The sequence below is a fragment of the Blautia sp. AM23-13AC genome (genome assembly GCF_003435675.1).
Taxonomy (GTDB): domain Bacteria; phylum Bacillota; class Clostridia; order Lachnospirales; family Lachnospiraceae; genus Fusicatenibacter; species Fusicatenibacter saccharivorans.
The window spans coordinates 40,405-54,512 of record NZ_QTUL01000003.1; the positions used below are offsets into that span (position 1 = coordinate 40,405).

At 51.4% G+C, this 14,108-nt stretch carries 15 protein-coding genes; 3 read left to right on the forward strand and 12 right to left on the reverse strand.

What is annotated here, in order from left to right; translation table 11 throughout:
- Positions 1-65: 65 nt before the first annotated feature.
- Positions 66-1,475 carry an AI-2E family transporter gene (locus DW642_RS04975; protein WP_158554975.1) on the forward strand — a complete coding sequence of 470 codons (1,410 nt, stop codon included), beginning with the start codon at positions 66-68 and terminating at the stop codon, positions 1,473-1,475.
- 75 nt (positions 1,476-1,550) lie between these two features.
- Here DW642_RS04975 and DW642_RS04980 read toward each other — a convergent pair whose 3' ends face one another.
- From DW642_RS04980 to DW642_RS05020, 9 genes are all read right to left on the reverse strand, one after another.
- Entirely contained in the window at positions 1,551-3,020 is a 1,470-nt protein-coding gene (locus tag DW642_RS04980) for a glycoside hydrolase family 30 protein (protein WP_117509470.1), read from the reverse strand.
- A gap of 113 nt (positions 3,021-3,133) precedes the next feature.
- Entirely contained in the window at positions 3,134-4,033 is a 900-nt protein-coding gene (locus DW642_RS04985; protein WP_055227269.1) for an AraC family transcriptional regulator, read from the reverse strand.
- A gap of 94 nt (positions 4,034-4,127) precedes the next feature.
- Complete coding sequence (locus DW642_RS04990; RefSeq protein ID WP_022462096.1) at positions 4,128-4,616, reverse strand: deoxycytidylate deaminase; 489 nt, start codon at positions 4,614-4,616, stop codon at positions 4,128-4,130.
- Positions 4,617-4,659: 43 nt separating this feature from the next.
- Positions 4,660-5,289 carry a uracil phosphoribosyltransferase gene (upp, locus tag DW642_RS04995; RefSeq protein WP_117509471.1) on the reverse strand — a complete coding sequence of 210 codons (630 nt, stop codon included), beginning with the start codon at positions 5,287-5,289 and terminating at the stop codon, positions 4,660-4,662.
- A 24-nt stretch (positions 5,290-5,313) separates the two neighbouring features.
- Complete coding sequence (gene rpiB, locus DW642_RS05000) at positions 5,314-5,757, reverse strand: ribose 5-phosphate isomerase B (RefSeq protein WP_055218692.1); 444 nt, start codon at positions 5,755-5,757, stop codon at positions 5,314-5,316.
- A complete protein-coding gene (locus DW642_RS05005) occupies positions 5,754-6,212 on the reverse strand; it encodes an arsenate reductase/protein-tyrosine-phosphatase family protein (protein ID WP_055218690.1) in 459 nt (152 codons plus the stop codon). The genes rpiB and DW642_RS05005 overlap by 4 nt, the downstream gene beginning before the upstream one ends.
- Before the next feature lie 2 nt (positions 6,213-6,214).
- On the reverse strand, positions 6,215-7,264 hold the full coding sequence (locus DW642_RS05010) for an L-threonylcarbamoyladenylate synthase (protein ID WP_022462093.1): 1,050 nt from the start codon (positions 7,262-7,264) through the stop codon (positions 6,215-6,217).
- Between the two features lie 100 nt (positions 7,265-7,364).
- Positions 7,365-9,314, reverse strand: coding sequence for a fructose-1,6-bisphosphatase (locus DW642_RS05015; RefSeq protein ID WP_117509472.1), 1,950 nt, complete (start codon positions 9,312-9,314; stop codon positions 7,365-7,367).
- Between the two features lie 28 nt (positions 9,315-9,342).
- Positions 9,343-9,798, reverse strand: coding sequence for a putative ABC transporter permease (locus DW642_RS05020; protein ID WP_158554976.1), 456 nt, complete (start codon positions 9,796-9,798; stop codon positions 9,343-9,345).
- A 150-nt stretch (positions 9,799-9,948) separates the two neighbouring features.
- Here DW642_RS05020 and DW642_RS05025 point away from each other — a divergent pair, with 150 nt between their 5' ends.
- Positions 9,949-10,176: a hypothetical protein gene (locus DW642_RS05025; protein ID WP_117509474.1), complete on the forward strand. Its 228-nt coding sequence runs from the start codon at positions 9,949-9,951 to the stop codon at positions 10,174-10,176.
- Positions 10,177-10,221: 45 nt separating this feature from the next.
- Positions 10,222-10,539: a hypothetical protein gene (locus DW642_RS05030; protein WP_226906320.1), complete on the forward strand. Its 318-nt coding sequence runs from the start codon at positions 10,222-10,224 to the stop codon at positions 10,537-10,539.
- 95 nt (positions 10,540-10,634) lie between these two features.
- On the opposite strand, the gene DW642_RS05035 is transcribed toward DW642_RS05030, so the two are convergent.
- Genes DW642_RS05035 through DW642_RS05045 form a run of 3 tightly spaced genes read right to left on the reverse strand, consistent with a single transcriptional unit; the run spans position 10,635 to position 13,770 of the window.
- On the reverse strand, positions 10,635-11,855 hold the full coding sequence (locus tag DW642_RS05035; protein ID WP_117509475.1) for an ATP-binding protein: 1,221 nt from the start codon (positions 11,853-11,855) through the stop codon (positions 10,635-10,637).
- The gene (locus DW642_RS05040; RefSeq protein WP_117509476.1) at positions 11,852-12,799 is read right to left on the reverse strand and encodes a glycosyltransferase family 2 protein; all 948 of its coding nucleotides are present in this window, start codon (positions 12,797-12,799) and stop codon (positions 11,852-11,854) included. The genes DW642_RS05035 and DW642_RS05040 overlap by 4 nt, the downstream gene beginning before the upstream one ends.
- Positions 12,796-13,770, reverse strand: a complete 975-nt coding sequence (locus tag DW642_RS05045) for a 1-aminocyclopropane-1-carboxylate deaminase/D-cysteine desulfhydrase (RefSeq protein ID WP_117509477.1) — start codon at positions 13,768-13,770, stop codon at positions 12,796-12,798. Before DW642_RS05045 ends, DW642_RS05040 begins: the two co-directional genes overlap by 4 nt.
- Positions 13,771-14,108 lie beyond the last annotated feature (338 nt).

Consider the following 14,108-nt stretch of genomic DNA (forward strand, 5'->3'; position numbering starts at 1 on the left):
TGTATTTTGGGGATTGCATGTGTATAATAGAGGTTAATAAAATTCGAAAGGGGATTTACATTTTTATGAAACTGGATCGTTACCGAAAATATGTCCGGGCCGGCGTTACTGCCTTTCTGGTACTTGCAGCGTCCATGATTTTTTACTACCTGCTCTTCCACCAGACTTCTGTGCGGACCGCCTTTCACAATGTCCTCGACATTCTCTCCCCCCTGATTGCAGCCCTGATTCTCGCCTATGTGATCAGCCCGATCATTAACTTCATAGAACAGCGGATCATCGCCAGACTCTTTGCCCGGCACGGAAAAACACAGTCGGTACGCTGCAAAAAGCTTGTGCGGGCGCTTTTGATTCTTCTGACGTACGTCGCCATGCTTTTCGCGCTGTACGGACTCATTGCGACCCTGATCCCGGAGCTGTTCTCAAGTATCACAAACATTGTCTCCAACTTCTCCAACTACGCAAACAACATTCAGGATTTTGCCACAAAAGTGCTGGCGAATTACCCGGAGATGCAGCAGACGGCAGACCAGTACATCTCCATGTTCTCCGCAAAGCTTTCCAACTGGCTGACCAATGACCTGATGCCGATGCTCCGTACGTTCCTTCTGAACCTCTCCGGACAGCTCGTCAACATGGTTACGTTTTTCAAAAACATTCTGCTTGGCGCGATCGTTGCGATCTACATGCTGTACAACAAGGAAAGCTACATTGCCAAGCTGAAAAAAGCAGTCTACGCGCTGCTCGGTCTGGATCACGGAAATGCCGTGATCCGCGACTGCCAGTATGTGAACCAGGAATTCAGCGGATTCCTCGTTGGAAAAGTCATCGATTCGATCATCATCGGTGCCATCTGCTATCTTGTGACGAGCCTGATCGGCACCCCGTACGCACTGCTGGTCAGCGTAATCATCGGTGTGACGAATATCATTCCGTTTTTCGGCCCGTTCCTCGGCGCCGTTCCGTGTCTTCTGCTGATCCTTCTGATCGACCCTCTGCAGGCACTGTATTTCCTGATTTTCGTCGTTCTCCTGCAGCAGTTTGACGGAAACTTCTTAGGACCGAAAATCCTCGGCGAGACGACCGGTGTGTCCAGCTTCCTTATCATCATCTCGATTCTGATCGGCGGCGGCTTCTGGGGTGTCTTTGGCATGATCATCGCCGTTCCGGTCTGTGCCATTATCTGCACGGTCTGCCGCAACTTCGCCAACCGTCGTCTTGAAAAACATCACCTGCCGGATGACGATGCATTTTACTTCCACATGGACCACATTGATCCGGAAACGAGACAGGCGATCCCATATCAGAAAAAGAAGATCGACGAGGCCGAAGTCTTCCACTTCCCGGGCTACCGGCTGCGCAAAGCGCTAACAAAACTGGCCACGGAAGAGTCTCCGGTTGATGCGCCGTATACACCGGCAAAGCCTTCGACCGAAGAGAAAAACTCAGATTCTTCCGATTCCGATCAAAAATAAATCGTATCTTACAAAAATGCCTTCTGTGCAGACTGTTTCCATTCTGCACAGAAGGCATTTTTTTATTTTTGCTTTTTATTTCTCGATTACAACCGTGCTGAGTGTCTCTGCCGGAAGATCGACACGCATGATATGTCCGTTGACACGCAGGAAGCAGCCGGAATCCTCTTTTGTGCGGTTCAGCAGGATCACAACGTAGCTTCCGTCTGGATTGACTGCGGCCGTTACATCCAGGTTTGCTCCGTATTTGCTCCAGCCGATGCGTTTTGCACCCGGAGCAATATATTTGGAAATATGGCCGATGTAGTGGTACATGATCGGTTTGCGGTAATGGAAATCATCATCCACAATCAGACCTGAGGTGAATCCCATCGGTACGTGGCGCGGGCCGCCGTCTTTGTCTACGAGGAAGTTCCAGTCGATCCAGCGGTTCATGCCGGCGTTCAGGTTTCCGATCATATCATGTGCATAATCTGCGGCGTCAAGGTAATCGACGTACTCTGGTGTCTGGAAGTTCACCGGTCCGAAACCACCGCCGCCAAAACCTATTCTGCCCGGCATGTGAAGGGCACAGCACTCGGAAAGCATGAAGGTTTTGTCCGGGTATTTCTGTTTCATCAGCTCAACAGCCTCGAAGTGGTCGCCGGAATACCAGTGGAATGCGATACCGGCTACCATGTCCATGGTCTCCTCGTCAAGGACGGTCAGAACGTGCTCGATCATACGCTCTTTGTTGTGATCCCAGATGAAGATGCCGATCTTGTCCGTCAGGCCTGCTTTTTTCATCTCCGGATACAGATAATCTTTCAGGTAGGTTTTGGACTCTTCCGGTGTCCATACGCAGCTGTCCCAGGTGGTAGCCGCTACGGTCTCGTTCTGCAGGCTCAGCATCGTCACCGGGATTCCCTCATCGAGGTATGCCTGCAGATATTTTACGACGTATTTTGCCCAGCTTCCGTAATACTCCGGTTTCAGGCTGCCGCCGTGGTTTCTCTGCGGAATCTCTTCCGGAACCGGCATTCCCATTGCACCGTAAACAGCAGCATCATTCTTTGCGATCTTCGGTGCAGTTTTCCACTGATACGGCGGAGACCACGGGCTCATCAGAACACTGATCGGCTCTGCGGAGATTTCGATGGCTTTTTTCAGCATCGGAAGGACATATTTGCGGTCGCGGTCGATCGAGAAGGTTGCCAGATCCGGGTCTGCGATCGGGTCTGCGACTGCCTGATACTCCTCAAGGGAATAGTCACAGCTGTCGATCGGCACGCGGACAAATCTTGCATGAAGGCCGTCCGGTCCGAAAATATCCTGTAATGCCTGATTCTGTGTTTCCTCATCCATACGGGACAGCAGGTATGCGCTGCTCTCGGTCATGGCGCCGCCGAAGCCCTCGATGGTCTGGAACGCAAAGTCCGGATACAGGTTGATGACGTTCGACTCAATCATTTTTACGCTCTTGGACTCGTCTTCCGGTACCAGCGCTTTTTCCCAGGTTTTTGCTTCCCCTTTTACATGGTACGTTGTAATCTGTTTTGCTTTCATTTTCCACACTCCATTTTTCACATGTTTTGCGGCATTTACTGAAAATCCGCTGTTTCATGCTTCCACTATACCATGCTCTCTTCTTCTTGTTTAGTGCCTTTTTCGGCAGAAAATTAGGGCATTTCCGCTTTTCTGATTCTTACCCACTGGCCCATCGGGCGGTCTCCTTTTTCCTTTTCATACCGCTTCTGCATTTCCTTCATGCTGCAGCCGTACCGCTCCTTAAACAGACGCGACACCGACTTGTAGTTTTCGCAGCCGTGTTTCGGCAGAAGTTCCATGATCCGCGCCTCGGGATGCTGCAGGTCGCGGCAGATCCGGTCGAGCCGGATTTCATACAGATACTGGTAGACCGTCAGACCGAGGTACCGTTTCAGAAGCTTCGACAGATAATTCGGCGTATAACCAAAGTGCTCCGCGACCTGCGCCACCGTCAGCTTTTTGGCGTAATGCTCCTCAATATACCGCATGACCTCGCGGATCTGCTGTACGGCCTTCTGATTCTGCGGAATGTGTTCTTTTCCGATCCGCACCGCATAGTCCACCAGTAAGCGGTACAGCGCTTCAAGAAGAAGGCTGTCGAATTTTAACTGATACCCTTCTTTCTGCGCACCGTACACCTCGTCCATCTCCCGGAGAACTGCTTTGAATTCTGCGAGTTTTTGTTTTTCCGCCTCACTGGCCGGTCTTTCATCCACAACAAAGTAAAGCTGATCGTAATGCTCCATGTACTGCAGCAGCATCTCATACGGAACCTGCAGGACGATGGCCTGATTCGGATAGGCTGTCACGGCGTGGATCGTGCCGGAGTTGATGACGAGAAGTTCATCTGCCCCGATCTGCCGCTCGCCGCCGTCACCGAAACGCACTTTCAGACGGCCTTCCAGAAGATAAATGATCTCCAGATCGTTGTGCCAGTGCGGCGGGTTGCTGTAGCCGCCGTCGTCGATGCTGTGGAAAAAGCGGATGCCGATATCCCCGTTTGCCGTAATCCATTCGAAATTGCTCTCCATGGTGCCCTCCCGTTTCTTGTCTTTTCGTGTATACAGACGAAGCGCGTCTGAACTTTCTGTTCGTTCAGGCGCGCTCCTTCTATTATCTTTTCTGCTACAGGGACATGGTAATTTCCCGCCCTGTGCGGTGGTATTTCTGAAAAGTGACTCCGGACGCCTTCATCATCCGTTTCGATGCGATCACGGACGGGGTGTCCGCGTACTTGTCGCAGTCGTAGATCACCGTTTTGATTCCCGCCTGGATAATCGCCTTGCAGCACTCGTTGCATGGGAACAATGTCACATACAGCTTGGCTCCCTCGAGGCTTCCGCCGCGGTAATTCAGGATGGCGTTCAGTTCACTGTGCGTTGTGTAAAGATACTTGTTTTCCAGCGGATTTTCACTTGTCTTTCCCCACGGGAACTCGTCGTCCGAGCAGCCTCTCGGGAAACCGTTGTATCCCATGGACAGAATCTTGTTGTCCTCGCTCACAATGCAGGCTCCCACCTGTGTGTGCGGATCCTTCGAGCGCATACCGGCAAGCTGGGCAACTGCCATGAAATATTCATCCCAGGAAATATAATCCTCTCGTTTATCGCTCATACCCATTTCCCCTGTGTTTTCTTAACGTACTTTGCTTCCGCTCTTATTTCGTACCGAAGATACGGTCTCCGGCATCGCCGAGGCCTGGTACAATGTAGCCGTGCTCGTTCAGATGGTCATCCAGTGCTCCGACGAAAACATCGACATCCGGGTGAATCTCATGCATTTTCTCGATTCCTTCCGGAGATGCGATGATGCACATGAAGTGGATCTTCTTTGCGCCTTTTTCTTTCAGCATGGTGATGGCTGCCGTTGCAGAACCGCCGGTTGCCAGCATCGGGTCGGTTACAAATACTTCACGGCTTGCGATGTCTGACGGAAGTTTGCAGTAATACTCAACCGGTGCCAGGGTTTCCGGATCACGGTACAGACCGATGTGTCCGATTTTTGCTGCCGGAATCATAGCCAGCATACCTTCTACCATACCAAGACCGGCACGGAGGATCGGCACAACTGCCATTTTCTTTCCTTCGAGCTCTTTTACGGTTGTTTTGCAGATCGGGGTTTCAATTTCAACGTCTGTGAGCGGCAGCTCTCTGGTTGCCTCGTAGCACATCAGCATTGCAATCTCGCTGATCATCTCGCGGAACTCCTTGGAGCTTGTGTCTTTCTTTCTGATAATACCGATTTTGTGCTGGATCAGCGGGTGATCCATGATGACTGTTCTTGCCATTTTCCCTTCTCCTTTGTTTAAAATTTATTCATTTTCGCCTTCATGCTCAATCAAATGAATCCGGCGTTCGTGACGCTCTTCTCCGGAAAATGGAGTGTTCAGGAAGGTTTCTACGATTTTGATTGCAAGGCCAGGGCCTACAACGCGTCCTCCCATCGCCAGTACGTTGGCATCGTTGTGCAGGCGGGTTGCCTCTGCGCAGAAGCAGTCGGTGCAGAGTGCTGCACGGATTCCTTCCATTTTGTTTGCCGTGATAGAAATGCCGATTCCGGTTCCGCAGATCAGGATTCCCTTATCACACGTTCCGTTCTGGATCGCATGGCCTACTTTTCTGGCGTAAACCGGATAATCAACTGCCTCGTTGCTGTAGCATCCGAAGTCCTGATATTCCAGTCCCTGTTTGTCCAGATATGCTTTTACCTCCTGCATCAGCTCATATCCGCCGTGGTCGCATCCTAAAGCTATCATTGTTCTTCCTCCTCTTTCAGCCGCGCAAGAACACCTTCAATCAGGAATTCCAGCGCTTCATAACATTTTCCGTATTCGGTAAGCGGTTCCCCGTAAAGGGCGGGGATGTCTCCTGCCAGCCGCAGAAATCCGGCGATCGTCTGCAGATGGGGCGCATCCGGGAAGTCCTCACGGATCTTTTCCCTCTGACTGTCCTCCATCACAAGAAGCAGCGTGTCGTCGTTGATGTCCTCCGCGGTAAGCGGTGTGGTGGTGTGGTCTTTGGCCGAAAGCCCGTTGCGCGCAAGCACTGCCTCTACCTTCTGGTTGACCGGCTGCGGAAACAGAACGACAAGCCCGCGGGAACCAATTTCCATCGGCCACGGAAGCTCTTTGCTCTGCAGAATCGCCTTCGCCATCGGTGCGCGCGCGGTATCGTCCGCGTCCACAAATAAAATCCTGCTGTAATGTTTCACTGTTATACCTCTGCTACTTTGTGGCCTGCGGCTTTTAACAGGCGGTTCATGATCGCCTGCCCCATACGCGGGGTGTCGAAAGCCTCGGAATAAATCACTTCCACGCCGTCCTCATCGAAGTCGCGCAGAATCGCAAACAGGTGATGCGCGATCGTCTCATCTTCGGCGCGCAGCCCGATGCTCTTGATATCTCCTGTGGTGTACTGCTCCCGCGTCTCATCGGTGCAGATTACGCCCACTTTCTTTCCTGCCTTTTCCTGTTCTGCGGCAAGGCGGTTGATTTCCGGAATCACCCGTTCCATCTCGCCCTGGATAATCGTAAGGTCTGCCTTCGGCGCATAATGTTTGTAGCGCATGCCCGGTGCCTTCGGACGCACATGGCTGTCCTCCGCAAGGATTCCCGGATCGACACGCACGGTTCCAAGCACTTTTTCCAGCATCTCTTTGTTGTAATAGCCCGGGCGGAGAATCGTCGGAATCTCCTCTGTAAAATCGACGATGGTGGATTCGAGGCCGATCTCGGCGTCTCCTCCGTCGATGATACAGTCAATTTTGTCCCCCAGGTCCTCGATCACATGCTCGGCTTTCGTCGGGCTCGGCCGGCCTGATGTATTGGCGCTCGGCGCTGCGATGAAGCCGCCTCCGGCTAAGATCAGTGCGTTTGCCACTTTGTTGCTCGGGTAGCGCACGGCTACGGAGGTAAGGCCTCCCGTCGTCTCGAGCGGAACGGCATTTGTTTTCTCAAAAATCATCGTCAGCGGTCCCGGCCAGCATGCAGCTGCCAGTTTGCGTGCACTCTCCGGCACGTTTGCCGCTACGGTTTCGAGGTCCTCCATTCTTCCGATGTGGACGATCAGCGGGTTGTCCGACGGACGGCCCTTTGCCGCATAAATTTTCTCGGAAGCTTTGGCATCCAGCGCATTTCCGCCAAGACCATATACGGTCTCGGTCGGGAATGCCGCCAGACCGCCGTTTTTCAGAATCTCTCCTGCTTTTTCGATCGCGCTCTGATCTATGTTATCTTCTGTCATCCTGGCAATCCATGCCCTCATATGTTTCTTCCTTCTTTCCATCTGTTCCAGCGCACAGTGTTTCCATCTGCGCACACTGTTTTGATTATACCATTTTCCGGCGCAGTTGAAAACCCTTGATTTAAAGAAGCTCTTTTAACTGAGCCGTGCGGTACGCCTCGATCAGTTCCTTTAATTCACGGATGCGCTGCCGGATCTGCCGTCCCTGATCCGTATCGCCGACTAACTGGCGCTTCATGTTGTACCGCACCGCCACCTGGCGGGAGACAATATCCTTCTCCTCCTGGATTGCTTTTTCTGTCGATTCAAACGGCTCGTGCGCGGTGAGGCTGAGGCCGTACGAGTTGTAAATCAGCGTGTAACCCGCGATGCCGGTTTCTTTGTGGTACGCCCTGCAGAAGCCGCCGTCGATGATCAGCACCTTGCCGCCGCATTTGACCGGGCTTTCACCGGCACTCTGGTGTACCGGGACGTGGCCGTTGATAATATGTACATTTTCACCGGCAAGCCCGAACTCCTGTAAGATCCGGTCCGCCGTCTCCTCTTTCTCGATCAGGCGGTAATACGCGTTTTTCACCTCGGTCCAGGTCTCTTTTTCTGCGAGGAAATACCGCTCAAATGTTGTCATCTTGTCGCGGCCGTACAGCGGGGAATTCGGCGCAGTCCACAGATACCACAGCGTATTGCGGCCCTGCTCCCGTTTTTTCGGATCGCGGCTTACAAATGCGCGGCGCACGTTGTGCTCGAGAATATCGTACAGTGCTTTTCCCTTGTATTTCTTTCCGTCGACCTGTACCTCTTTTAAGGTGCCGTCCTCATTCATCGGCATGCAGCCGTGGTACAGCAGATTTCCATTGTAGACGCGGTAGAGGCTTCCTTTTTTGAGCAGGAAATCGACGTGCGCCTGCAGTTTTTCGCTGTTTCGGAAGGCGAAGATCAGCTTATCGAGCACTTCTGCCTCTTTTTCTGTCAGCTCGTCCGGATGCGCCGGGTCGATCGTCGGAAAGCTCTTGTCGCGCAGAGCATACGTTTTCTCCCCAATCGTCACCGTTCCGTTCTGGTAATCGATCTTTTCCAGCAGACGGCGGTTTTCCATGCCGTACTCCGGGTTCTCACGGATCAGACGGTTCTCGAGCTTTAACTGCATTACGGTGATGGCCTTGTGCATGCGGCGCTCCAGCATCTGCTGGGAATTTCCGCTGTCCTCGCCGCCTTTTGCGGCAAAGCATTCGCACGGATCATCGCCGTACGTCTCGAGAGCAAAGGTGGCAAGCGGAAGCATATTGATGCCGTAGCCGTCCTCCAGCACATCGAGATTGCCGTAGTGGAGGCAGATGCGGATCGTGCTGGCCACGCACGCCGGCTGGCCGGTCGCAGCGCCCATCCAGAGCACATCGTGGTTGCCCCACTGGATATCGAGGGAATGGTAATTCATCAGGCAGTCCATGATTTTATACGGCTCCGGACCGCGGTCAAAGATGTCGCCGATGATGTGGAGATGATCAACAACGAGCCGCTGAATCAGCTCTGCCACGGCAATGATGAAGTTCTCGGCGCTTCCGATTTCGAGGATAGTCTGGATGATCGCCTCGTAGTATGCTTCTTTGTCGAGCACCTCCGGCTTTTCGGTGATCAGCTCCTCGATGATATAGCCATAATCCGCCGGCAGGGCTTTCCGCACTTTGGCACGGGTGTATTTGGAAGAAACGATTTTGCAGACGTCGATCAGGCGGTACAGCATGACCTTGTACCAGTCATCGATGTCCTCCTGCTGCTTTTTCTCCATCTCCAGGCGCTCTCTCGGGTAATAGATAAGGGTTGCAAGCGCACGTTTTTCCGAAATGCCGAGCGTGTGGCCGAAGACATCGTCAATCTTCTTTCGCACGGCACCGGAACCGTTGCGGAGTACATGAGAAAAGGCTTCGTATTCGCCATGAATATCCGAAAGGAAATGCTCCGTGCCTTTGGGAAGGTTGATAACGGACTGCAGATTGATGATTTCGGTCGCTGCTTTTTCGATGGTCGGGTACAATTCTGCGAGATATTCCAGATAATTTTTTTCGTTTTCCATGAGGACCTCCTGCCTGGGTTGTTTTTTCTTATTTTATAACGAACTCCCCTTCGGCACAACCCTTTTTCTTCTTTCGATACACCGGGTGCGTCCCCTCATGGAAGATATAATAGCTCACATAGTCCGTAAGAAAAATCCCAACCGCCGAGAGCAGATACCAGATCCCGAAAAAACACGGGCAGATTAATCCTTCGCAGATGGAAAACGGCAGCGTACCATAGTCCCACATGCGGTAATGCAGCACCCTCAGGGAAAACATCCCCGAATACAGTTCAATGGCCGTAATCAGGACGGCGGATACCATCATCTGAAACGCCAGCGGAAAGCGGCGCAGCCCGGCGTCTTCCAGCATTCCGATTCCTGCAAGGGACATTCCTCCGGCAATGCCCATCAGGCGGAAGCTGTAACCCCGGTAGGTGACTTCGATGGCAATATAAATACAGTAGCCCAAAAGAAAAAACAGCAGATACTTCTTCGCTTTCATTCGTTTTTCTCCCATTCTAATTGAGAATCTTTTCTCTTATTCCCAGTATCTCTGTCTTTTCTCTTTTTATCCGCTTGCATTTTTTCTTTTCCATGTTACAATACTTTCATGTTTCGAAAGAAGTTTCGAATAGAAAGGACAGAAAAAAGAATGGCATTTAACCCAATAAAGTTAATGGAATTAAAAAATCTGAGAAACCGTTTCGCCCAAAACCACCCGAAGTTCGTAAAATTCATGAGCGATCTCGCATCCTCGCAGATCGAGGAGGGAACGATTCTCGAAGTCACGGTGAAAAAACCGGACGGCCGAACGATGGTTTCCAATATCAAGGTGACTGCTTCGGATCTTGAAATGCTGCAGGCAATCAAACAGATGTAACATATTTTTCGTGGCAAAAAGCCGCTTTCGACGAGCGGCAGGCTTTTGGACACACGATATTCCTCGAGATACTGCGTCACCGTCTTTCCCGTCATTTTCCGGAAGCGGCGGCAGCAGACCTCGCGGGACAGATGCACCTGCTCACCAAGCTTTTCGAGCGAAATCACGGATTCTTACCATTACTCCGATGCATTCCTGACGATCGAAGCGCCGTTCTACTTCCTGCTCGGCCTTCTCGCCGTCTACCGCACCTCGATTCAGAGTATGCAGAACGGACGCACACCGTTTGCCTGGTTCGGTGCGGTTGCACTGCTGATTCCAGTCTACTATCGGATGATGATGAAGCCTGTAAAAACAGTGTAATCAAAATTGGTCCACCGGATATTGATATGCCTGGCAACGCAAAACCCGGAATCCTTTCGCTCCTCTTCTGAGGTCTTGAAAAGATTCCGGGTTTTTTATTTTGCTGTTTTCTCTTCCCAGATTGTCTCCAGATTTTTTCCATCAATCCAGATACAGCGGTACACCCGCTTCATCTGCTCATCCAGTTCCGCTTCCCGGTCCGTCTTTACAATCACATGGCCGATCCGGTCAGTTCCATCTGCCATGGCAGAAACTTCATGCCCCTCCGGATAATCCAGGACAAGCTCCAGCCCTTCCTGACGCAGACGTTCGACCTGATCCCGGTCGATTTGTGTGATGGTTCCGCTTACCGGACTCAGCAGCAGTTTTGCCATGCACGGGCAGCTTTCCGTCTGCTGAAAATCCGTTTCTTCCCCGAGGGCGCTTTTGATCATCTGCTCATAAAAATCAAATCCGTAATACGTTGAAATCAGTTCCGGAATGCAGGTTGCCCCGGTTCTTCCGCCCATTTCAATGATCCAGACCTTCTCTCCGTCCACAAAGACATCCGCATTGACGGAGCACTGATCGGCACCGGATGCGGTGACGGCCAGCTGCATCTGGCGGGCAATTTCTTCCCGCAGTGCCCCGCTGCATCCATACGGAAATGCGTGGCCGACCGGAACGGTCGTGTGTGCACCGCGGTATACAAATTTCGTGTGCGGTGCCAGAAAGACCAGTTTGTGGTTCTGCACAAATCCATCCACGCCGATCTCCGTTCCGCGGAGGAATTTTTCAACCAGCACATAATCTCTTGCCGAACCGTTTCTCGCATTTTCATACGCTTCTTCGATCTGTCCGGAATGCTCCACCACGGTAATTCCGCGGCTTCCTGAACTGTCCACCCGTTTTACGACAACCGGGTATCCAAGCTGTTCTGCGGCTTTTTGTGCCTCCTCTGCGCTTCTTACCCGCATCCCGTCTGCCGCGGAAACGCCGCCCTGCCGGAATGCGTCTTTCATCTTTGCCTTATCGGTCAGAATTTCCGCCGCCTCATACGGAATGCCGGACAGATGCATCTTTTCACAGACATAGCCGATTGTGCTGACGGCCACATCGGTTCCCGATGTACAGATTCCGTCGATCTGTTCTTTTTCCGCCGCCGCAAGAATCGCTTCTTTATCCCGCGTATTCAGTTCATAAATTTTATCTGCAAGTGCAAAACCCGGATAATCGCCGGGAATACTCACTACGATCGTGTAAAGACCCATTCTGCGTGCAGTCCGGATCAGCGGCACCTGGTAAATACCGGCACCTAAAATCATGATTTTTTTCACTTTTTTTCTTCCTCATCAGATACGTTAATGGTTTCCCGCACAATATACTGCGGCGTGCGGTTCAGAATCAGAATCATCTTTCCGAGGTATTCTCCGATGATGCCGAGCACCATCAGAATCAATCCGGAAAAAACAACGATGGCGCAGATCGTCGAAGACCAGCCAACCATCACGGTCGGATTGATGAGCTTTCGGATGGCAATCATGATGGCTGCCAGAAAACCGCCGGCTGCAGAAACTCCGCCGAGAACGGACGATATGCGAAGCGGAATTACAGAATAGTTCCAGTAGGCAAGCCACAATTTGATCAATTTCTTTAACGTATAGTTGGAAGTTCCCACTGCACGTTTGAAATGCTCCACCTCTACATTTCCGATTTTGTGTGTCGTGCGGTAGAAAATGCCGTCAATATAGGGATTGAAGCTGTCGTATTTTACCACCTCGTCCTTGATCTGGCGGGTAATCATCCAGAAATTGCTGGAAACGATGTCTTTTGGCCGTCCGAGAAGAATCCGGGAGGAAACTTCGTTCAGTTTGCTGGTGACATTTTTCAGGAACGAATTTTTCCGTTTCGGATAGCAGCCGTAAACCAGATCGTATCCTTCTTCCATCTTGTGGATCAGTTTGCTGATCTGGGACGGATGTGTCTGCATGTCATCGTCCATGCCGAGAATAAAATCTCCTTCGGTGTAGTGGAGTGCCGCCATCAGCGCATTGTGCTGGCCGAAATTGCGCAGCAGGTTGATGCCCTTGACATTCTGATACTGCTCACCGAGCTTCTTGATCTCCCCATACGTATTGTCTTTCGGGGAACCGTCGTTCACCAGGACAAATTCGCAGTCATATCCGTCCATTTTCTTGAATTCTTCCATCACCATCTCTACAACTTTCCGGATCGTTGCCTCGGAATTGTAGCATGGGATGACTATTGAAATCAGTTTCATTTTTTTCCTCCATCGGTATCGTTCAGAATGCAGTCATAGAACAGCGGCGTGCCTCCGGTATGGATAAAAAGCACATCGCAGTCCTGTAACTGATGTTCTTCTATGTACTGCTTCATTCCCCAGAATGCCTTTCCGGTGTACGTCGGATCCAGCGGAAGGCCGTTCCGGCAGAACTCTTCCCGGATCACCTGTAAAATCCGCTCATCGTACTGGCCGTATCCGCCCTGGCGGTATCCCATTTCCAGATGAAGTTCACTCTCCCATCCTTCCGGCAGCACGAGATGATTCTTCGCAAAATAATCGGAAATGCCGCTCTCCATGATGCGGATGGCTCGGTCGTACTCGCGGGATGAAATCGAAAGGCCGATGATCTGCTCCGTTCCCTGCTCGAGCAGTTTTCCGCTTACCAGGCCGCACTGGGTCGAGCCGGTTCCGGATGCTGCAAAGATATGAGAAAAAGAAATGTTCTGTTCTTTCTCCCACGCAAGAATCTCGCGGTAGCCGTCCACGTAGGCCTGTACCGGTGTGCCTTCATTGCCCGTTCCGAATTTATCCCCGAAAATATAATATGGGTGATATCCCTCTTCTGTCAAACGGTTCATCGTCTTCTCGACGGTCTGTGCAATCTCTGTTTTTCTGCACGGAATGACTTCGGCTCCGAGCCATTTCATCAGACGGCTGTTGTTGGTTTCGATCGGGTGTTCTTCGTTTTCTTCAGAAGAACAGATCATATAGCATGGAATTTTCTCGGCACAGCACAGATTGGCCAGCACGCGGCAGAGGTTGGATCTGCTGTTTCCGTAGATGATCATGCAGTCTTTGTTTTTCTCCTGCATGTCACGGAAAAAGGCGCGTCCGATCCGCACTTTATTTCCGCCCAAGGAAAACGGGAGAAGATCCTCTCTCTTGCAGTACAGTCGGACATTTCTGTCGTTTGGAAATTCCAGTTTCTGAATTGGTGTATGTATCATTGTTTTTCCTCTTTTATTCTTGATTCAACTCACAGTCGGTATTTTCACGGAGTCTGACATGTCGAAAATAGTTCGACTGTGACTTGCCTCATGTCAGTGGAGGATACCGATTTTTCTCCGCCCGCCACTGCCGTTATGTTTCTTTTAACAATTCATCCCACCGCTTTAGAAGCGGGGGACTTCTTGTCTACTGGTGTTAAATTCCGGCATGCACCGGAAGCTTTTCCCTATTATAGACTATTTTTCTCTGCGTGGCAAGCCGTGCCGGAAACAGGAAAAGCCCGCCGGTTTTTGTTTTCACATTTGCCGGCGGGCTTTGGGGATTTTTGTATTCTGTT